Source organism: Psychromonas arctica DSM 14288 (assembly GCF_000482725.1).
Taxonomy (GTDB): Bacteria; Pseudomonadota; Gammaproteobacteria; order Enterobacterales; family Psychromonadaceae; genus Psychromonas; species Psychromonas arctica.
Window position 1 is genome coordinate 135,406 of sequence record NZ_KI519477.1, and the last position, 21,499, is coordinate 156,904.

Here is a 21,499-nt window from a genome sequence, read left to right on the forward strand (position 1 = left end):
ACGTGGTGAATCATTATCTTTGATTGCAGCTAAATACCAACAAAGTACAAAAACATTAGCTGAATACAATCAATTGCGTTCGACAATCTTAGCGATTGGACAAAAGATTAATATTCCCGGTGATGTTCTAACTAGTATCGCATCAACCTCGCCAGTGAATACGCCTAAACCTGTGACTCAACGACTGCTGCAAAAAGAACAAGTTCATCAAGTTAAACGGGGTGAGTCCTTGTCTGTGATTGCTAGCCAATATGATAAAAGCATTGCTCAGTTAATGTCTTATAACAAGTTACAGCGTTCATCATTACAAGTTGGCCAAAAAATTAAGATACCCGGTGTCTATATTGAAGTCGCAACTACTGCAACACCAAGTGTACAAGCACCCATTGTTACAACTCCCGAGGTACATAAAGTACAACGTGGTGAGTCGTTATCTGTGATTGCTAGCCAGTACAATAAAAGCATTGCTGAAATTAAAGATTATAACGACTTAAAAACGACGACCTTGTTTGTTGGCCAGAAGCTAAAACTTTCTGAACAACAGAAACCTGCATTAGCTGCCGCTGAACCAAAACAATCACAACAGGAAAATAAGGTTATCAAAGCGCAAACGCATAAAGTGCAACGTGGTGAGTCTTTATCTGCGATCGCACAAAAATATGCATCCACAACGGCGCAACTAAAACAATATAACAACCTTAAAAGTACGTCTTTACTGATTGGTCAAAAAATAAAAATTCCAGGTAATCAACAACAAATTGCTACTCCACGACCGGACCTTATTTACCGTGTTAAAAGTGGTGACTCGTTATCGGTGATTGCAAGTCAATATGACATGAGCACAAAAACACTAAAAGATTATAATCAATTAAAGTCTAGCAGTTTACGTGTGGGACAAAAAATTAACGTCCCGGGGACGACGGCGGTTGCCGTTAAAAAAGTTGTAGTGCCTACTCAGCATAAGGTCAGTAGTGGTGAATCATTATCTGTGATTGCTGAAAAATATGATCGCACTTCAAAGCAATTTAAAGCCTATAACAATTTAAGTTCTTCTCGCCTATTAGTCGGGCAGGTACTAAACATACCCAGTGCGGACTATGTCAGCCCCTCTTTGCCTGAATCGCATAAGGTGAAAAGTGGTGAATCGCTGTCAGTTATCGCCTATCAGTATGGAACAACGTCAGAGCAACTGAAACTGTATAATAAGTTACGCTCAAGTACCTTATTTGTTGGCCAAGTATTAAGGATCCCAACACAAAAAGTGCAACAAACAGAACACAAAGTGCGCAGTGGGGAATCTTTATCGGTTATTGCCCAGCGTTATGGCACCACAACCACTGCCATTAAATCAACCAATAATCTACGTTCTAATTCACTGGCCGTTGGGCAAGTGCTTACTATCCCTATCAGCTAGTACTGCGAGTGTAAAAGCATGTCTATTCAAATATTACCTGCACGTTTAGCGAACCAAATCGCTGCAGGAGAAGTGGTCGAGCGACCCGCTTCAGTCGTTAAAGAGTTAGTCGAAAATAGTTTAGATGCCGGAGCAACCCGGATTGAAATAGAGATTGAACAAGGTGGTGCTAAATGTATTCGTATTAAAGATAATGGTAATGGGGTTAGTAAAGACCAACTTACTCTTGCTTTAAGTCGACATGCCACCAGTAAAATAAGCCACCTTGATGACCTAGAAGCGATTGTTAGTTTAGGTTTTAGAGGTGAAGCATTAGCCAGTGTTAGTTCGGTGGCTCGTTTAACGTTTACTTCAAAACCCGCAGATCAAGAGCAAGCTTGGCAAGCCATTGCGGAAGGTCGAGATATGCAAGTGAATGTACAGCCTGCAGCTCATCCTCAAGGTACGACGGTAGAAGTGTTAGATCTGTTTTTTAATACACCTGCGCGTCGCCGCTTTCTAAAAACTGAAAAGACAGAGTTTCAACATATTGATGAATTAATAAAACGTATTGCGCTTAGCCGTTTTGATATTGCAATCAGTTTGAAACACAATAATAAAGTGGTAAGACAATATCGTGCTGCTCCACAACAAAGCCAACAAGAAAAACGTATTGCAGCGGTATGCAGTGAGCAATTTATTCAACATGCTGTTTTTTTTGAACATGCAGATCAAGCATTAAAAATTTCAGGTTGGGTATCGGATCGTTTATCGCCAAGACCTTTAGCCGACGTGCAATATTGTTATATTAATGGGCGTATGATCCGCGATAAATTAGTTAACCATGCAATCAAGCAAGTTTATGCTCACTTTTTACCGCCGGGTATGTTTCCTGGGTACATTATTTATATTGAGTGTGATGCAAAAGAGGTCGATGTTAATGTCCACCCTGCTAAGCATGAGGTTAGGTTTCATCAAGCGCGTTGGGTGCATGATTTTATTAGTAGTACCCTGAACAGTACACTAAATGACAGTTCGTTATTAAGCCATCATACTGACTTAAGTACGCAAACTGCTGGGCATGACTATCAAGCACCTACTAACATCTGTGGTACTCAAACCTCTGGTGCGACAAGCAACGCAGATAGTGTAAGTAATAGCGGTAATAGTCATACCAATTATCAAGACCATAGCCGCCCTCATTATTCAGATGCTGTTACCAATAACCGTGTTGGGGAGGGCAACCAAGGATCATCATCTGGCACTGCTAATCATCATTATTCACCTGCAGTGCAGAGGCCAGGACTCGATCAACAACAAGTAGAAGCTTATTGTGATTTTGTTGCTGAAGCTTACCAACAAAATATTGTTTCTCCTTCGACACATAACTCGCCGTCAAATAAAAGTGCTGGTGGGCAAGTCGCCAATGTAGTGTCTTCAATCGGTGCAGATTATTTATTATTACAGCCGTTACAACCTGAGTTGATGGCGTTATCTAATAATGGTTTATTGATAATGTCATTAAAGGATGCCAATGAGGTCATGGTTAGCGAGCATTTAGTTACTGCTTGGCAAAATGGTGAAATTATCTCTCAACCTTTATTATTGCCCGTGCGATTTAAATTAGATGAAGCAATGCAACAAATAGCACAACAGGTAGAAACCTTGTTAAATCGACTTGGTTTTAGTTATAAATTTCAGTCTCAATTTTTGATTGTTAGTCAGGTGCCTGCACCTTTTAGGCATTCACCTATTGCAGTTATTTTGCCTGCTTTGTTTGATTTCTTAAAACAAAGTCACGCATCCACTATCAATGACAGTGATCAGCAACAGGTTGAATTAATTTGCCAACAATTAGGGGCGTTATTAGTCGCTAATGAAACGGCAACCGCTCCTTCATTAACGCAAATAGAAACATTGTTAAGGTCGTTAATACCATTATCCGCAACACATTTACAACGCTGTTTCAAGCAACCCGATCTATCGCTGTTATTACAAGGTATTCAATAGCATGTCCAATATAAACACCGCTTCATTTCCGACCGCTATTTTTTTAATGGGACCAACGGCATCTGGAAAAACTGATTTAGCAATCAAACTTGCGCAACAATGCCAATGTGAAATCATCAGTGTTGACTCCGCATTAATCTATAAAGGCATGGATATTGGAACGGCTAAACCCAGTGCACAAGAACAAGCATTAGCGCCGCACTTATTGGTTGATATTATCGACCCAAAGGACAGTTACTCGGCGGGTAACTTCCGTGATGATGCACTGCGTTTAATGGGAGAAATTGTTGCTCGTGGTAATACGCCTTTGTTGGTTGGTGGAACCATGTTGTATTACAAAGCTTTGGTAGAAGGTTTATCGCCATTACCTAGTGCTAATAGTGCTATTCGAGCAGCAATCGAGCTGCAAGTAAAAGAAACTAGCTGGCAAGCATTGCACGATGAATTACGTGACATCGACCCGGTATCAGCTGAGCGGATCCATGTTAATGACCCACAACGCTTAGCAAGAGCGATTGAAGTTTATCGTATTAGTGGTAAAAGCATGACCGAACTAACCGCGGTTAAAAGCGATCCTATCCCTTTTGATATTAAGCAGTTTGCCATTGCTCCTGCAGAAAAATCAGTATTACATCAGCGTATTGAAAAACGTTTTGATTTAATGTTAGCTGCAGGTTTTGAGCAAGAAGTACAACGTTTGTATCAGCGTGGAGATTTGCATCTAGATTTACCTTCAATGCGTTGTGTTGGTTATCGTCAAATGTGGGAATATATTGAAGGCAAACTGGATTATGAAGAGATGCGTTTTCGTGGTGTAGTGGCGACGCGACAATTAGCGAAAAGACAAATGACTTGGTTGCGAGGTTGGAAACAAGATATTACTTGGTTAGAAAGTGCTGATGAGAATAACTTTGAAAAAATAAAGTCGGTTTTATTAAAATAAGAAAAGCATGATTAAAACGTTAGTTATTGAAATAACAAAGAGATAGAAAGAGGTGCGGATCAAAATTTTAGGTTTTCAGTCGGTTTTTTTTGATCCCTTCGTTATACTGCAGTTCAGTGATAATAAAAAGAATAATAAGGACTATACATGGCAAAAGGACAATCTCTTCAAGATCCATTCTTGAATACTCTACGTAAAGAGCGTATCCCGGTCGCTATTTATTTAGTCAACGGTATTAAGTTACAAGGCCAAATAGAGTCTTTTGATCAATTTGTTATTCTATTAAAGAATACAGTGAGTCAAATGGTTTATAAGCATGCCATTTCAACTGTCGTTCCTTCTCGCGCTGTTCCTACCATTGCGCACGAAGAATAATTTATTAATATCGATGACAATGGCTTGCCTGCAGGCAGGCCATTTTTTTATCTAATCATTTTATAGCTGTGGTAGGATGAAGATCTATTTATAATTCTTACTTAATCTATTGGAGAGTTAATTGTTTGAACGTTACGAAGCCGGTGAACAGGCTGTTTTAGTCCATGTTTCTTTTTCAGATGAAAATAATAAAGAAGATCTTGATGAATTAAAACTGCTGGTCAGTTCTGCCGGAGTTAATTCAGTTGCAACCGTAACTGGCCCACGTAAGTCACCCCATGCACGTTTTTTTGTTGGTACAGGTAAAGCACAGGAAATAGCAGATACTGTTCGCACCATGGAAGCTGATATTGTTATCTTTAATCATGCTTTAACACCAGCACAATTACGTAATATGGAAAAGATTTGCGAATGTTTAGTGCTTGATAGAACGGCACTTATTCTTGATATCTTTGCACAACGCGCAAGAACCTATGAAGGTAAGTTACAGGTTGAGCTTGCACAGCTACATTATATGTCGAGTCGGCTGATTCGAGGCTGGTCACACCTTGATAAACAAAAAGGTGGTGTCGGAATGCGTGGTCCAGGTGAAACACAGCTGGAAAGTGATCGACGTTTATTAAGCGCGCGTATCACTACTATTAAATCACGTTTGGAAAAAGTATCTAAACAACGCGAGCAGGGACGTCGTTCTCGCTTACGTAATGAAGTGCCAACGGTTTCACTAGTGGGTTATACCAATGCTGGTAAATCTACATTATTTAATCAAATTACTGCCGCAAAAGTGTATGCTGCTGACCAACTTTTTGCTACCTTAGATCCGACATTGAGAAAGATCTCTGTTGATGATGTAGGGACCTGTATTTTAGCGGATACAGTAGGATTTATCCGTCACTTACCACATGATTTAGTAGCCGCTTTTAAAGCCACTTTGCAAGAAACACGTGAAGCGACGTTACTATTACATGTTGTTGATTGTTCAGATGAAAACTATTTAGCGAATATTGATGCCGTTGAACATGTTTTAAATGAAATTGATGCAGGTGAAGTGCCACACTTAATGGTGATGAATAAAATCGATGCATTAGAACAAGCTGAACCAAGAATCGATTACGACGAAACAGGCCAACCTATTCGAGTTTGGTTATCTGCACAAAAAGATATTGGCGTTAACCTGTTATTCGATGCATTATCGATGTTGTTATCTGGGAAAATTCGTTCTTTACAGTTATCTATACCACCTGCACACGGAAAACTACGCGCGCTGTTTTATCAATTAGAGTGTATTGAGAATGAAGAATATGCAGAAAATGGTAATAGTGTTATTAATATCCGTCTTAATAATACCGACTGGCAACGTTTGATTAAACAGGAAGGTAGTTATATCGAAGAGTTTGTGGTGGATGGCAATTACCAAACTGTTGCAGAATTAGATAAGGAAGAGTGGACCTAATATGTCATAAACTCTTTATTATTAGTGTGAACATTGTTACATTGCAGTAACAGTTTAAGTGTTTGGTAAATTCTTTTAAATGTTTCATAATTAAACAGATTTTATTAATTCAATTTATGAGTAAATCAGGAGCTAACATGGCTTGGAATGAACCGGGAAAAGATGATAAAAAAGATCAGGACCCGTGGAACAAAAACGGCAAAAAAAATGAACAAGGTCCTCCCGATCTAGATGTTGTTTTTCAAAAAATATCTGGTGTTTTAGGCGGTTTGTTTGGTAATAAATCAACGCAAGGTCCTAGTGGCAGTGGTAATGGCGGGAAATTTTTCGCTATTGCTATCTTAAGCATTATAGCAATTGTTTGGTTTGCAAGCGGTTGGTATACGGTTAAGGAATCTGATCGAGGTGTCGTCTTACGTTTTGGTGCTTACCATTCTCAAGTTGATCCTGGTTTACATTGGAATCCAAAATTTGTTGATCAAATTATTCCGATTAACGTTGAAGCTTTCCGTACCATGCCTACAACTGGTTTCATGTTAACTGAAGATGAAAACATCGTACAAGTTTCCATGGAAATTCAGTACCGAATTGTTGCACCTGAAAAGTATCTGTTTAGTGTAACTAATGCTGACAATAGTTTATTACAAGCATTAGATAGCTCTCTACGTTTTGTTATTGGTCATTCAACTATGGATGATGCATTAACAACGGGTCGTGAAGTGGTTCGTCAAGAAACATGGGAAATGTTGGATAAAATCATCGCTCCTTATGATCTAGGTATCCAGATTGTTGATGTCAACTTACAACAAACGCGTCCGCCTGAACAAGTTAAAGATGCCTTTGACGATGCAATTGCAGCACAAGAAGATGAAGAGCGTTTTGTACGTGAAGCTGAAGCTTATGAGCGTGAGAAAGAACCGATTGCACGTGGTCAAGTGAAACGTATCGAACAACAAGCTCGTTCATATGAAGAAGGTATCATTTTACAAGCGCAAGGTGCGGTAGCTAAATTCAATCAACTATTACCAGAATACCAAGCTAACCCTGATGTTACTCGTCAACGTTTATATATTGAAACGATGGAAAGAGTGCTTAGTAATAGCTCTAAAGTTTTGATTGATAACCAAGCTGGCGGCAATTTAACTTTCTTACCTCTTGATAAGTTAATGAATAATCCTGACAACGGCTCATCTCGTTTACCAGTTGAAACCGAAATTGAAACACGTTCTCGTGCCGATGAACAAGCAGATCTCGATGAACGCGCAACAAGTAGCGAACGTGCTACGCGTGGTACTCGAACTACTGGGAGAGACTAATCATGAAAAAATTCTTAATACTGCCAGCCATTCTATTTTTGGTTTTTGTAAGCAGTGCATTTGTTGTTACTGAAGGTCAAAACGGTATTGTTTTACAATTTAGTAAAGTGAAGCGTGATAGTGAAGATAAACCGGTTGTATATGGTCCAGGTTTACATTTTAAAGTGCCGTTTATTGATGCTGTCCGTGTCATGGATACGCGTATTCAAACACTTGATGACCAACCTGATCGTTTTGTAACTTCAGAGAAAAAAGATTTAATTATCGATTCTTATGTGAAGTGGCAGATAGATGATTTAGCTGTTTATTACCTAGCAACAGGGGGTAATAAATTACAAGCTGAAGCGTTACTAAAACGTAAAATTAATAATGGTTTACGTAACGAAATTGGTTCGCATACGATTAAAGATATTGTATCGGGTAAACGTGGTGAAGTGATGGAAACAGCACTGAAACGTATGGCGCGTTCATCTGAGTTAGGTATTAAAGTTGTTGATGTTAGGATCAAGAAAATCAACTTACCTGACGGTGTGAGTAATAGTATTTACAAACGTATGCGTGCTGAGCGTCAAGCTGTTGCAAGAGAACATCGTTCAGAAGGTCAAGAGAAGTCTGAAGTGATCCGCGCAAACATCGACCGTAAAGTATCAATTATGCTGGCTCAAGCTAACAAAGAGTCTGCGGAGATACGTGGTAGAGGAGATGCTGAATCATCAAAGATTTACTCTGAAGCTTTCTCTCAAGATCCTGAATTTTATGCCTTCCTGCGTAGTATGCAAGCTTACCAAAAAAGCTTTGCAGACAAACAAGACGTGATGGTATTAAGTCCAGATTCAGATTTCTTTAAATACATGGGTTCTCAAAAATAAATTTTGAGGTGATTAATTTACTAAGATATTTGATTTAATAAACTTATTGAGATAGTAGTAACTCATTGTAAAAAGGCCGATTTATCGGCCTTTTTTTATTTTTAAATATATAAATGCGTATTAACTAACAAAGATATTGATTCACCTGTTTAAACTTTGCTAAAATCCCCGTTCAATTCGCTAGAGATATGTGATTCTGATGGGAAAAAATGTAGTAATTCTTGGCACTCAATGGGGTGATGAAGGTAAAGGTAAAGTAGTAGATCTACTTACAGACAAAGCGCAATGGGTTGTTCGCTATCAAGGTGGACACAATGCGGGTCATACACTAGTAATCGATGGAGAGAAAACAGTACTTCATCTGATTCCATCAGGCATTTTGCGTGAAAACGTAAAATGTGTCATCGGTAATGGTGTGGTATTAGCACCAGATGCATTGTTCAAAGAAATGAACATGCTTATCGAAAGAGGCATTCCTGCTAAAGAACGTCTTTCAATCAGTGAAGGCTGTCCTTTAATCCTTCCTTACCATGTGGCATTAGATGTAGCACGTGAAAAAGCGCGTGGCAATAAAGCAATTGGTACAACTGGTCGTGGTATCGGTCCTGCTTATGAAGATAAGGTTGCTCGTCGTGGTTTACGCGTTGATGACTTATTCGACATGGAAAAATTCGCTGTTAAATTAAAAGAAGTCATTGAATACCATAACTTCCAATTAGTTAACTACTATAAAGTAGAGGCAGTGAGCTATGAAGATGTATTAGCACAAATGACTGAAATAGCACCGCTATTAATTAGTATGGTTATTGATGTGACAGACGAATTAGATAAAGCTCGCTTACGTGGTGAGAATATCTTATTTGAAGGTGCTCAAGGTACTTTACTTGATATTGACCATGGTACTTACCCGTATGTAACTTCTTCAAACACGACTGCAGGTGGTGTTGCTACTGGTAGTGGTTTTGGCCCAACGCATCTTGATTATGTGTTAGGTATTGTTAAGGCTTATACCACTCGTGTCGGTTCAGGTCCTTTCCCTACAGAGCTTTACGATGGGATTGACAAGTTAGATCCTGCTGGTCACCACATGGGTACAATTGGCCATGAGTTTGGTGCAACCACAGGACGTTTACGTCGTACAGGTTGGTTTGATGCCGTTGCTATTAAACGTGCAGTGCAATTAAACAGTATTACTGGTTTTTGTTTAACTAAGCTAGATGTTTTAGATGGCTTAGAAGAAATCAAAATTTGTACTGGTTACACTATGCCTGGTGGCAAAGTGGTTGATGTACCACCAATGTGTGCTGATGGTTATGAGCAAGCTGTTCCAATTTATGAAACCATGCCTGGTTGGTCTGAAGTTTCATTTGGTGTGACAACTTATGATGCATTACCAGCGAATGCTAAAGCTTACATCAAACGTTTAGAAGACATTACTGGCGTGCCAATGGATCTTATTTCTACTGGCCCAGATCGTAACGAAACAATTATTCAAGTTAATCCATTTAACTAATTGATTTAGTCAATACAATATTTGTTTTAAAAAGCCCTCTATATTGTAAAATATAGAGGGCTTTTTTGTATTAAGGAAAATAGCAGTCATGGTTAAAAAATTAACTATCATGGATATTGCTAAACTAGCGGGCGTTGGAAAATCAACGGTGTCACGTGTTTTAACTAACGATCCTAAAGTAAAAGTAAGTACACGTGAAAAAGTACAGCGCGTTATCCAAGAGTCTGGGTTTATTCCTTCTAAATCAGCACAAATGATGGGCGGAGGTACCAGCAAGGTGATTGGGATCATTGTCTCTCGATTATCATCTGTCTCTGAAAATCAGGTCGTAAGTGGTCTATTAGAAATTATTTATGCGAATGGTTACGATGCCTTAATCATGGAAGGACAGCTTAGTGCAAGCAAAACAGATGAGCACTTGCTTGTTCTACAGAAGCGCCATGTTGACGGTATTATCCTATTTGGCTTTAGTGATTATGATTTAGCGTCATTAGAATTATTAGGTCAAAAAGCGGTTGTCATTGCTGTTAATAGTGATGTTATTTCATCGGTCGGTTACGATAATTATGGCATGATCCAGCAAGCGATGGGGCACCTTCAGCAGTTAGGAAAGCAAGTTATTAGCTACCTTGGCGTGAACCCTGAAGATAAAACAACAGGTTTGATGAGGCTTAATGCTTACTTGGATTATTGCAAAGCACATCAGTTAACTAGCCGTTTTGAAACCGGTGAACTAAGTCATCATAGTGCCTATGATTTGACGGATGCGGTGTTAACAGCCGATACTCAAGCAATCGTATGCGCTAGTGATACTTTAGCGATTGGTGTAGCAAAACGATTACAAGAGCTTCAGCGTTGTGACGTCATTGTTTCCGGAATAGGGGCTTCAGATATGCTTCCGTTTATTTTTGAGAATACATTCAGTATTGATCCTGGTTATTTTAATGCAGGAAAAAATGCAGCTGAATTGTTATTTAAACAGTTATCAGGGGAACAGAAGGTAACGCACCTTATTCAAGCTGCGACCCTAGAGCCGGGCCTAGAATCTGAATAATTAACGCTCAAAAATAGTATAAATTGATATCACTCGCATATATTGGGAGTGCTCCCATTTGTTTCGTGATCATAACCACATTCTAAGTCAGCTCTTATTTTATTTACCTTCTTCATTGGCTATCATTTGACCAGTTAATGGGAGCGCTCCCATTTTGTGGGTTTAATTGCTAAAATGGATATTATTATGAGTAAAATAAAAGAACAAGATATCGCCTCCTTGATTGAATTTATAGGTGGAAAAGAAAATATCGCTAGTGTTAGTCACTGTCTTACAAGGCTTCGTTTTGTTTTAAATAACAATGATGCGGCTGATATTAAAAAAATTGAAAGCTTAAAAATGGTAAAAGGTTGCTTTACTAATGCAGGACAATTTCAGGTTGTGATCGGGACAGAAGTTGATGATGTTTATAAGGTTTTAAACACACTCATTGGTCACAGTGGTGACTCTAAAGAGCAGAGTAAGGTCGCCGCACGTCAAAATATGAGTTTTTTAGAACGTAGTATTTCTCATATGGCTGAGATTTTTGTTCCTTTATTACCCGCTATTATTACCGGTGGTTTAATTTTAGGCTTTAGGAATATCATCGGTGATATTCGTATGTTTGATGGGCAAACGTTAATAGAAATAAGTACCTTCTGGGCTGCTGTACATTCTTTTTTATGGATAATAGGCGAAGCTATTTTCCACTTTCTACCGGTTGCGGTGTGTTGGGCTACGGTTAAAAAGCTTGGAGGAACACCGGTTTTAGGGATTGTATTGGGTATTACACTAGTCTCTCCACAATTGATGAATGCCTACAATATTGGGTCACAAGTTCCAGGTGTATGGGACTTTGGTTTCTTTGTAATAGAAAAAGTAGGTTATCAGGCACAAGTTATACCCGCTATATTTGCAGGGATGGCATTAGCTTATATTGAAGTTAACCTGAAACGTGTTATTCCAGCCTATTTATACCTTGTGGTAGTACCTTTTATCTCTTTGTTAGTCGCAGTTATTCTTGCACATTCAATAATAGGCCCTATCGGCCGTGAAATTGGTAATTATGTTGGTTATGCAGCGAAAATGGCGATGACTGGCGATTTTGCGGTGATTGGTTCAATGATTTTTGCTTTCTTCTATGCACCTTTAGTGATCACTGGTATCCATCACACAACTAATGCGGTGGACTTACAGTTAATGCAGGACATGGGGGGCACGCCAATTTGGCCGCTTATTGCATTATCTAACATTGCTCAAGCTTCAGCTGTTGTTGGCATCATTTGGATAAGTAAAAAGGCTAATGAACGAGAGATTTCTGTACCAGCTGCTATTTCTGCTTTTCTTGGGGTAACTGAACCGGCTATGTACGGGATTAATATTAAATATAAATTTCCAATGTTGAGCGCGATGATCGGTGCTGCTGTTGCTGCTGGTATATGTGGTAGTGCGGGTGTGATGGCTAACGGTATCGGTGTGGGCGGTTTACCTGGCATTTTATCTATACAACCACAGTTCTGGATGGTGTTCTTTGTCGCGATGTTAGCAGCCATTATTGTGCCGATTATATTAACCATCGTACTTTATAAAAGAGCTGAGAAAAACCATAAGCTTGAAGGGCAAGATGAAGCAGCAGCGCTGTCTTAACAGCTCTTTTTAGGTTGATTTTAACTTTCACTTTAAATAATTAGCAATTTCAAATAATAGCGGATGATTTTTCATTCGCCTAACGAGTACTCTATGAAAAATTTACACAACGAGTGGTGGCGTAAAGCAACTATTTATCAAATCTATCCTAAAAGTTTTTGCGATAGTGGTGGCAAAGGAACAGGTGATATAAAAGGTATCATTAGTAAATTAGATTATTTACAGACCTTAGGCGTTGATGCTATTTGGTTAACACCTATTTATTGCTCCCCAATGATTGATAATGGCTACGATATTTCTGATTATTATAATATTAATCCTGATTTTGGGGATATGGCAGACTTTGAAACCTTATTGTCTACTGCCCATCAAAAAGGGATCCGTATTATTCTTGATATAGTGGTCAATCATACTTCTACAGAGCATCAATGGTTTCAATCTGCACTCGCAGATAAAAATAGCCCTTATCGCGATTATTATATTTGGCAGGACCCAAAAAAGGGCGCAGAGCCTAATAATTGGCAATCTAAATTTGGTGGTAGTGCGTGGAAATTTGATCAAAAAAGTGGTCAATATTATTTACATCTATTTGCAGAACAGCAAGCAGACTTGAATTGGGAAAATCCCCAAGTACGTGCAGAAGTTGAGAATATTATTAGCTTTTGGGCTGAAAAAGGTGTCGATGGATTTCGCTTAGATGTGATTAACTTAATTTCTAAGCAACCCTCTTTTCCCGAGGATGATAGCGATGGCAGAAAATTTTATACCGATGGGCCACGTGCACATCAATATCTACAGCGATTAAGTGAGTCTGTATTTAATAAGTATGGTTCGGTTACCGTGGGAGAAATGTCTTCAACTAGCCTTGCACATTGCCAACAATATTCTGCAACCGATGCAACTGAACTGTCGATGGTATTTAACTTTCATCATCTTAAAACGGATTATAAGGATGGTGATAAGTGGACCAACGCACCGTTAGACTTGCTGCAATTAAAGCAAATATTTAATTACTGGCAACAGGGAATGCATGATAAAGGATGGTCTGCCCTTTTTTGGTGTAATCATGATCAGCCGCGTATTGTTAGTCGATTTGGAGATGATAAGGAATACCGTGTGCAATCAGCTAAAATGCTCGCCAGTGCCCTACATATGATGCAGGGAACACCTTATATATACCAAGGTGAAGAGATTGCGATGACTAATCCTGACTATCAATTAATCAGTCAGTATCGTGACCTTGAAAGCATTAACATGCATCGAATCATGCTTGAACAGGGGAAAACAGAGCAGCAAGTGATGGCTATTTTAGCGAGTAAATCTCGTGACAATTCACGAACCCCTATGCAGTGGAATAAAAAAGAGCAAGCTGGATTTAGTGATGTGCAGCCGTGGTTAGAAGTGGCGAGTAATTATCTTGATATTAATGTTGAAGCTGCGCTATCAGACAAAAACTCTGTCTTTTATCATTACCAAAAATTATTGATGTTACGTAAACAATTAGATGTTATTTGTTGGGGGGATTATCAGGATCTTTGTCCTGAGCATGAACAGTTATTTTGTTATCAGCGCACTATCCCTGAACAGAAGCTATTATGCATTAATAATTTCTCCTCAGAGCAAGTGACTTATGCTTTGCCGGAGTCACTTTGTTTAGAAAATACAAGGGTGATTATTGCTAACTATAACGAACTCGAACGAGTGGATAGTAATGGGCAAGTAATAAATAGTTTAGCAAGTAAAGCTATCACATTACGCCCTTTTGAAAGCTTAGTCCTGCTAGAAAAAGTATAAAAGCAGTTAAGGGAAGGTTAGGGCTGTTGATCTTTGCCGTTTAAATTTTGTTCACCGTAGGGAAACGTTTGCTGACTATTTCTACTGCGTTTTCGCTTATTTATGGGGAATAACCACACGTCATAAGCTCAGGCCTGTATAAAAAGCCAGCAACTCGTTGCAAAAATAAACTTGAAAGATCAACAGACCCTAGAGTAAGCGCAAAAAGGCGCTACGTAAGTTATCTCTCGTAGCGCCTTTTTACTTGTGCTCGCATAATACTAATCTAAGTCATTATGTAGTCATTTATACTTGTTAAAATGAACTCTAACTTAGTCGTTAATTTGACTGAGAACGTATTGTTTTAAACATTCTGTGGGCAGCTAAAGTTGTAAAATCGTTACGTCGGATTTTGTGTGATGAGAGTAGCTAGTTACTGTGAACAACGCCTTGTGATCATCCATGTAACGTGTAAATAGACCATTTATTTATTCAGATTGGTATAACTTCAGTACACTTCTGATTACTATCACTGTAGTAATGAGAAGTGTACTGTTACTAAAACATTATTTGCTTTGTATTTCTGTCAATCTGTCTTAACTCACTCGATTTGCAGCAATATGTGCAAGGCTGATCAACGCTTCTTTGTATTCGCTTTCAGGCAAAATAGCAATCGCATCAATGGCTTTATCTGCTTCTTGCATTGCACGTTGTTTAGTATATTCAAGCGCCTTCGTTTCATTCAATGCTTGCATGATCAAATCAAAGTGTTGCATACCATTGGCTTTTTCAATTGCTTCTCTAATCAAAGCACTTTGAGCTGCGGTACCATGTTGCATTGCATACAGTAGCGGTAAAGTGGGTTTGCCTTCAGCTAGATCATCACCGGTATTTTTACCCATCTCCTGCGCATCGGACGCATAATCCATAACATCATCAGTTAATTGGAAAGCAGTACCTAAGTAAGTCCCGTAATTAAGTAACGCATCTTCTATCGCTTGAGGTTGTTGGCCTAACACAGCAACTAATTGCGTGGCAGCTTCAAACAATTTTGCAGTTTTAAAATAGATCACATCCATGTAGGTTTTTTCAGAAGTATCGGGATTATTACAATTCATTAATTGCAATACTTCTCCTTCAGCAATGACATTAGTCGCGCTGGCTAAAACATTCATTACCTTGAAATTTTCAAGCTCAGTCATCATTTCAAAAGAACGGCTATATAAAAAATCCCCGACAAGTACGCTTGCTGCATTACCAAATAAAGCATTAGCTGTTTTCTCTCCGCGGCGAAGGTCTGACTCATCAACAACGTCATCGTGCAATAGGGTTGCGGTATGGATGAATTCAATAATTGCCGCTAACTTTGTAATGTTAGGAGAATAGACATTAATCGCTTGTGCAGCTAATACGGTGATAAGTGGGCGAATACGTTTACCACCACTATTAATGATGTAAAAGCCGAGTTGATTAATTAACGCAACATCAGAGCTTAACTGTTCAGTAATCAATTGATTTACCTGAGTCATGCTGGTTGAAGAAAGCTGCTGAATTTGTTTAATATCCATGCGTAAAAAGTCCCATTGGATGTCTTGAAAATAGTGCATGTATTATTGCCGTTTATTGAACATATCTCAACACCCGATGGCGATTAACAAAGGCTTAAAGGTAATTTATTAGCAGTGGGCATGCTTAACAACTATTTAATTGATTTTTAATGTTTTATTTTGCTGATTTTTGATGCTTTTTTGGGCTTTTTTTGAGCGTGTAAATTTAACGATAATATAATTGTAATTTTTTAGCCAAAACTGATTGCCAAAGGGCGAATGTCTCTGTAGAATCCGCGTCCATTGTGATTAATTAGTGCGCTCTCGATGTTATGTTTGAAATAGAACAACACGAGATGCCTGAACGGAGTAAGAAACATGTACGCTGTTATCCAGAGTGGTGGCAAGCAACACCGTGTTGCTGTTGAACAAACTCTTCGTTTGGAAAAACTTGATGTTGAAGCTGGTGCAACTGTAGAATTTGATAAAGTTCTATTAGTAGCAAGTGCTGAAGACGTTAAAGTTGGTGTTCCATACGTTGAAGGAAGTAAAGTTACTGCAGAAGTAGTAGCTCACGGTCGTGGTAAAAAAGTTAAAATCGTTAAATTCCGCCGTCGTAAACATTCTCGTAAACAAGCTGGCCATCGTCAGTGGTTTACTGAAATTAAAATTACTGCGATTAACGCTTAATTAGGAGTTATTAAAAATGGCACATAAAAAAGCTGGTGGTAGTACTAATAACGGTCGTGATTCAGAAAGTAAACGTCTAGGCGTTAAACGTTTTGGTGGCGAATCTGTTTTAGCTGGTAACATTTTAGTTCGTCAACGTGGTACTAAATTCCACGCTGGTCTAAATGTTGGCCTAGGTAAAGACCACACACTATTCGCTAAAGCGACTGGTACTGTTAAATTCGAAAAGAAAGGCATGCCTTTACGTTCATTCGTGAGCATTGTTGCTGAATAGTTTTTTCGAAGCAAATTTTAAAAAGCCTCGCAAATGCGAGGTTTTTTTTTGTCTATCTATTTCTATTGAAAATAAAAAATGTGATCTATGATCAATAGAAATGGGTATAATCATCGTTACTTAAGTAGCGAATATGTTTTTTGGAGGTTGTAATGAAGTTTGTTGATGAAGCAAGAATAAAAGTTGATGCTGGAGACGGTGGCAACGGTGTAGTCGGCTTTCGTACTGAAAAATATATTCCTCGTGGCGGCCCTAATGGCGGCGACGGTGGTGACGGTGGTGATGTTTACCTTGAAGCTGATGAAAACCTAAATACTTTAATTGATTTCCGTTTTGTTCGTTTTTATAACGCAGAACGTGGTGAAAATGGTCAAGTTTCTGACTGTACGGGTTCTCGTGGTAAAGATAAAATCATCAAAGTGCCGGTCGGTACACGTTGTCGTGATGATGATACTGGTGAGATTGTTGGTGACTTAACTAAAAATGGTCAAAAGCTAATGGTCGCTAAAGGCGGTTTTCATGGCTTAGGTAATGCACGTTTTAAAACGTCTACTAACCGTGCTCCTCGTCAAAAGACAGAAGGAACAGCTGGTGAAGTACGTAACTTATTATTAGAGTTATTATTACTTGCCGATGTAGGCATGTTAGGTCTGCCTAATGCTGGTAAATCGACATTTATTCGAAGTGTTTCTGCTGCAAAACCTAAAGTAGCTGATTATCCATTTACTACGTTAATACCTAACCTAGGTGTAGTGAGTATGGGACATGGTAATAGTTTTGTTATTGCTGATATTCCTGGATTAATTGAAGGTGCTTCTGATGGTGCAGGTTTAGGTACACGTTTCTTACGTCATCTAGAGCGCTGTCGTGTGTTATTACACATGATTGACTTGTTACCGGCTGATGCAAGTGATCCGGCTGAGAATGCCTTAGTTATCTTAGAAGAGCTAAAAAAACACAGCCCTAAACTAGCAGAAAAGCCACGTTGGTTAATCTTTAATAAAACTGATTTGTTATTAGAAGATGAAGCCGAAGAAGTGATGCAACGTGTTAAAGACGCGTTACAGTGGGATGGACCTGTTTATAAAGTAGCTGCTATCTCTAAGACAGGTACTCATGACGTGTGTAAAGAGTTGGTTGCTTACCTTGAAGAGTTACCTACAGAATTCACACCAGAAGAAGAGCGTCAGCAAGTTGAATTCCAATGGGATGATTACCATAAAGCTGCCATTGACGCTGTTGAAGGTGCTGTGCATCTTGACGACGATGATGATGACGAGTGGGATGATCATCCAAACATCGTGTATGTTAACGAATAATAATTAATCACTTAATTAACTGATTAATTGAATGACCAATAGTCTGCTATTAAAGCTAGGTTATTGGTCATTTTTGTTTTTGTAACAATAAGCCTGCCTTATTATCTACCTTATCTACTTTATTTATCTTATCTACCACGCTACCTTTGGTTTTCATTGCTAGTCCATCGCATTCATTGTTATTGATTATCTATTTGAAAAACAGTCATTTGACTCCTGAACATAAGAATTAGTTGAAGTTAGTGTTAGCTGAATTATTATACCCGTTCTATTAAGTATGTGACCAAATATCGCGCAGGAAAAATGATTCAATTTAAATCAGAGACGTTGGCAGATGGCTGTTTCCTTTGCAAAATTTCTGACCCAAAAGTGGTGTGTTTTAACTAGCAAGATTGAACCGCTATTTATCTTAATTAACGTTATTACATGGCATTTTAGGAGTTACTATGTCACCACAAGAACAACCAACAGTAGGCTCGTTAATATCTGAGACGAGCTTTATTGAACAAAGCATTAACTGGTTTAGCGAACACCATCAATTGTTTATAAGCCATATTCTTAATATTGTCATCGCAATAGTCATTATTATTGTAGGGAACAATATAGCGCGAGGGTTGTCAGTTTTTTTGGCTAAAAGATTAAAAAGCAAAGCAATAGACATGACCATCGTCGACTTTCTGTCTGCGATTACCCATTACGCATTAATTATTATTACTTGGATTGCTGCCTTAGGGCATTTAGGTGTTGAAACGGCCTCTTTAATCGCAATCATTGGTGCCGCTAGTTTAGCAATCGGCTTGGCGCTTAAAGGTTCGTTATCTAATTTTGCTGCTGGGGTTCTGTTAGTGGCACTACGACCGTTCACTGCGGGAAATTTTATTGAAGCTGCTGGCACTGCTGGTACCGTTGAATCCATTCAGCTTTTTAATTGCATATTAAGAACGGGGGATAATAAGCTTATTTTTGTACCAAACTCAGCTATTTTGAAAGGTAATATCGTTAATGTATCGCGCAAACCTGAACGTCGCATCGATTTAATCATACGCGTTAGTTATCAGGCTGATTTGAAACAGGTGAGACAGTTACTGGAAGCAACGGTACTGGCAAATGAGAAAGTCTTAAAAGAGCCAAGCTTACAAGTTGCGGTCTCTGAACTTGCTAGTTCAAGTGTTAACTTAGTGGTACGTCCTTGGGTTAAATCTGCTGACTATTGGTCTGTTCGCTTTGCTTTAACTGAAAGCATTAAAAATACACTCGATAATGCCGAAATTGATATTCCATATCCACAGCTCTATTTACATAAAAAGTAATATGAACTGTTGTTGAGACAAGCAGACTAACATCCTCATAGGTCCAGGTGTTATCCTATCTAGGTATTTATTACCTAGGTAGAATTGAATCTCAAGGTGGTGGGGCCTTTGTTAACTAGGCATTGCGACACATCATGGGATAGTATGAGGGCTTATTTTTATCCCCTTTTCATCATTATTTATAATAATGTTTTTTCTTTTAAGGAGTCATATGATTGAACAGGCTGAAGTCTATGTAAGTACTTGGTTACTTTCATTAAATATTGGTAACTGGGTTGCTAACTTTGCATTTATGTTATGTCTTACAATGATATTGCAACTAATTTGGCGTTACTTTGCAAAAAGAACTGAAAATGTAATTTCTAAAACGTCGAATAATTGGGACGATATAGTTTTTTATGGAGTGAATAAACCCATTAATTGGGTGATTTTGTTAATGGGGACCTCAATGTCACTGAGGGTCGTTGCCGAAAGTGAAGACTTGGTTATCTCTGACTATTTACCTGTGGTGCAAAAAGTCGCGATTCTATTTATAGTGGGGTGGGTATTCTGGCGCTTAGTCTATAAAGCAGAGCATACCTACGTTGCTGATGATGCAAAAGATACAACCACTGTGACTGCATTGGCTAAATTAGCAAAACTTTCCATCATTACTATTATCACGCTATCTATTATTCAAACCTTAGGGGTGAGTATTTCTGGTGTGCTCGCATTTGGTGGGATGGGGGGGCTAATTGTTGGTATGGCAGCCAAAGATTTATTATCAAATTTATTTGGTGCGACCATGGTTTATATGGATAAACCCTTTAAAGTTGGGGATTGGATACGTAGCCCAGATAAATCTATTGAAGGTACAGTGGAGGAAATCGGTTGGCGTGTAACGCGTATTCGCACTTTTGATAAACGTCCTATTTATGTGCCTAATAGTCTATTTACTACGATTGTTGTAGAGAACCCATCGCGTATGACCAATCGACGCATTAAAGAGAACTTTGGCCTGCGTTATAAAGATATTAAACAAATCGAAGGGATCATTAAATCTGTCAGAGAAATGTTGGAAAATCATCCCGATATAGATCAATCTCAAACATTGATTGTGAACTTTGATTTATTTAATAACTCGTCACTAGACTTCTTTATCTATACGTTTACTAAAACCACTAATTGGGTTTTATTCCATGAAGTTAAGCAGGATGTATTATTAAAGGTTGCAGATATTGTGATACAACATGGTGCTGAGTTTGCTTTCCCTACTCGTCAGTTACATCTTAATAAAGACGATCATAAAATGCTTTTTAATGATAACCATAAGCACGAAAGTAGTCAGTACGATAAATATGAAAAGTATGAGAAGCCTGAAACGGTAAAATAGGGTGGTTAACTAATACTTTTGCTTGATAGGTAATAGGAGTGCTTAGGTCACTGGCTTTTGCTATAAATCTAGCGATAGTGAGAAATGACGCTGGTACTGTAAAACTGTGTTGATAGTGTGGAGTTTTGTCATCGCTAGAACTAAACAATGTTTATAGAGAAAGTGTTGATAGAGCAAAGGTATAATAAAGAGAAACGACCGTTGATATTTGAAACGGTCATTTCTCTTAACTTAGCGGCGGGAATAAAAACTGCTTTTATCGAACGCTATGTACATACACTATATTTACAAAGAGCAGATATCATTTTCACCTGTTTTTTTAAAATTATTTTACATGCTTCTGCACTTGAGTCAGGTATCGTCTATACTGTATGTATAAACAGTTTGTTGACGAGGTGAAAGTTATGAAAACTCCAGAAGCTAGTTTTTTAACGTGGCAACGTAAATTTTATACTGAAGATGATTGTATCGCGCATCTAAAAACACTTAAATGGCCAAATGGTTTTATATGCCCTCGATGCATGCATGACAAAGGCTCTGAGTTAATTAGTAGAAAAGTAACTGAGTGTAGTAAATGTCACAAGCAAACTTCTGTTTTGGCTGGTACTCTTTTTCATCGTAGTCATTTACCTTTGTTAAAGTGGTTTTGGGCGTTGTATTTT

At 38.5% G+C, this 21,499-nt stretch carries 17 protein-coding genes and 1 pseudogene; 17 read left to right on the plus strand and 1 reads right to left on the minus strand.

Going from position 1 to position 21,499, the window contains the following annotated elements; translation table 11 throughout:
• Nucleotides 1-1,273: 1,273 nt before the first annotated feature.
• The 11 genes and pseudogenes from H592_RS24635 to treC all read left to right on the plus strand — a co-directional run.
• Nucleotides 1,274-1,414: pseudogene (locus H592_RS24635) on the plus strand (LysM peptidoglycan-binding domain-containing protein); the annotation flags it as partial.
• 18 nt (nucleotides 1,415-1,432) lie between these two features.
• Nucleotides 1,433-3,403: a DNA mismatch repair endonuclease MutL gene (mutL, locus tag H592_RS0112175; protein WP_028869003.1), complete on the plus strand. Its 1,971-nt coding sequence runs from the start codon at nucleotides 1,433-1,435 to the stop codon at nucleotides 3,401-3,403.
• Nucleotides 3,404-3,413: 10 nt separating this feature from the next.
• Nucleotides 3,414-4,346, plus strand: a complete 933-nt coding sequence (gene miaA / locus H592_RS0112180) for a tRNA (adenosine(37)-N6)-dimethylallyltransferase MiaA (protein WP_425414391.1) — start codon at nucleotides 3,414-3,416, stop codon at nucleotides 4,344-4,346.
• A gap of 147 nt (nucleotides 4,347-4,493) precedes the next feature.
• Entirely contained in the window at nucleotides 4,494-4,721 is a 228-nt protein-coding gene (gene hfq / locus H592_RS0112185) for an RNA chaperone Hfq (RefSeq protein ID WP_025565420.1), read from the plus strand.
• A 121-nt stretch (nucleotides 4,722-4,842) separates the two neighbouring features.
• The gene (gene hflX, locus H592_RS22255; protein WP_051369157.1) at nucleotides 4,843-6,174 is read left to right on the plus strand and encodes a ribosome rescue GTPase HflX; all 1,332 of its coding nucleotides are present in this window, start codon (nucleotides 4,843-4,845) and stop codon (nucleotides 6,172-6,174) included.
• A gap of 137 nt (nucleotides 6,175-6,311) precedes the next feature.
• Nucleotides 6,312-7,490 (plus strand): FtsH protease activity modulator HflK, encoded by a 1,179-nt coding sequence (gene hflK / locus H592_RS0112195; RefSeq protein ID WP_028869005.1) that lies wholly within the window; start codon nucleotides 6,312-6,314, stop codon nucleotides 7,488-7,490.
• Between the two features lie 2 nt (nucleotides 7,491-7,492).
• Nucleotides 7,493-8,359: a protease modulator HflC gene (hflC, locus tag H592_RS0112200; protein WP_028869006.1), complete on the plus strand. Its 867-nt coding sequence runs from the start codon at nucleotides 7,493-7,495 to the stop codon at nucleotides 8,357-8,359.
• A 199-nt stretch (nucleotides 8,360-8,558) separates the two neighbouring features.
• A complete protein-coding gene (locus H592_RS0112205) occupies nucleotides 8,559-9,872 on the plus strand; it encodes an adenylosuccinate synthase (protein WP_028869007.1) in 1,314 nt (437 codons plus the stop codon).
• Between the two features lie 88 nt (nucleotides 9,873-9,960).
• The gene (gene treR, locus H592_RS0112210; protein WP_028869008.1) at nucleotides 9,961-10,926 is read left to right on the plus strand and encodes a trehalose operon repressor TreR; all 966 of its coding nucleotides are present in this window, start codon (nucleotides 9,961-9,963) and stop codon (nucleotides 10,924-10,926) included.
• Between the two features lie 186 nt (nucleotides 10,927-11,112).
• The gene (gene treB, locus H592_RS0112215) at nucleotides 11,113-12,552 is read left to right on the plus strand and encodes a PTS trehalose transporter subunit IIBC (RefSeq protein WP_028869009.1); all 1,440 of its coding nucleotides are present in this window, start codon (nucleotides 11,113-11,115) and stop codon (nucleotides 12,550-12,552) included.
• Between the two features lie 93 nt (nucleotides 12,553-12,645).
• Nucleotides 12,646-14,346, plus strand: coding sequence for an alpha,alpha-phosphotrehalase (gene treC / locus H592_RS0112220; RefSeq protein ID WP_028869010.1), 1,701 nt, complete (start codon nucleotides 12,646-12,648; stop codon nucleotides 14,344-14,346).
• A gap of 575 nt (nucleotides 14,347-14,921) precedes the next feature.
• On the opposite strand, the gene ispB is transcribed toward treC, so the two are convergent.
• On the minus strand, nucleotides 14,922-15,893 hold the full coding sequence (gene ispB / locus H592_RS0112225; RefSeq protein ID WP_028869011.1) for an octaprenyl diphosphate synthase: 972 nt from the start codon (nucleotides 15,891-15,893) through the stop codon (nucleotides 14,922-14,924).
• A gap of 357 nt (nucleotides 15,894-16,250) precedes the next feature.
• Between ispB and rplU the strand changes: the two genes are divergently transcribed.
• The 6 genes from rplU to H592_RS22265 all read left to right on the plus strand — a co-directional run.
• Nucleotides 16,251-16,562: a 50S ribosomal protein L21 gene (rplU, locus tag H592_RS0112230; protein WP_025563511.1), complete on the plus strand. Its 312-nt coding sequence runs from the start codon at nucleotides 16,251-16,253 to the stop codon at nucleotides 16,560-16,562.
• Nucleotides 16,563-16,578: 16 nt separating this feature from the next.
• Complete coding sequence (rpmA, locus tag H592_RS0112235) at nucleotides 16,579-16,836, plus strand: 50S ribosomal protein L27 (RefSeq protein ID WP_025563510.1); 258 nt, start codon at nucleotides 16,579-16,581, stop codon at nucleotides 16,834-16,836.
• A 152-nt stretch (nucleotides 16,837-16,988) separates the two neighbouring features.
• On the plus strand, nucleotides 16,989-18,155 hold the full coding sequence (cgtA, locus tag H592_RS0112240; protein ID WP_028869012.1) for an Obg family GTPase CgtA: 1,167 nt from the start codon (nucleotides 16,989-16,991) through the stop codon (nucleotides 18,153-18,155).
• A gap of 446 nt (nucleotides 18,156-18,601) precedes the next feature.
• Nucleotides 18,602-19,465: a mechanosensitive ion channel domain-containing protein gene (locus tag H592_RS0112250; RefSeq protein WP_051369158.1), complete on the plus strand. Its 864-nt coding sequence runs from the start codon at nucleotides 18,602-18,604 to the stop codon at nucleotides 19,463-19,465.
• Nucleotides 19,466-19,676: 211 nt separating this feature from the next.
• The gene (locus H592_RS22260; RefSeq protein WP_084296275.1) at nucleotides 19,677-20,837 is read left to right on the plus strand and encodes a mechanosensitive ion channel family protein; all 1,161 of its coding nucleotides are present in this window, start codon (nucleotides 19,677-19,679) and stop codon (nucleotides 20,835-20,837) included.
• A gap of 404 nt (nucleotides 20,838-21,241) precedes the next feature.
• Nucleotides 21,242-21,499 (plus strand): transposase (locus H592_RS22265; protein WP_169727659.1); only part of this gene is annotated, 258 nt, incomplete at its 3' end.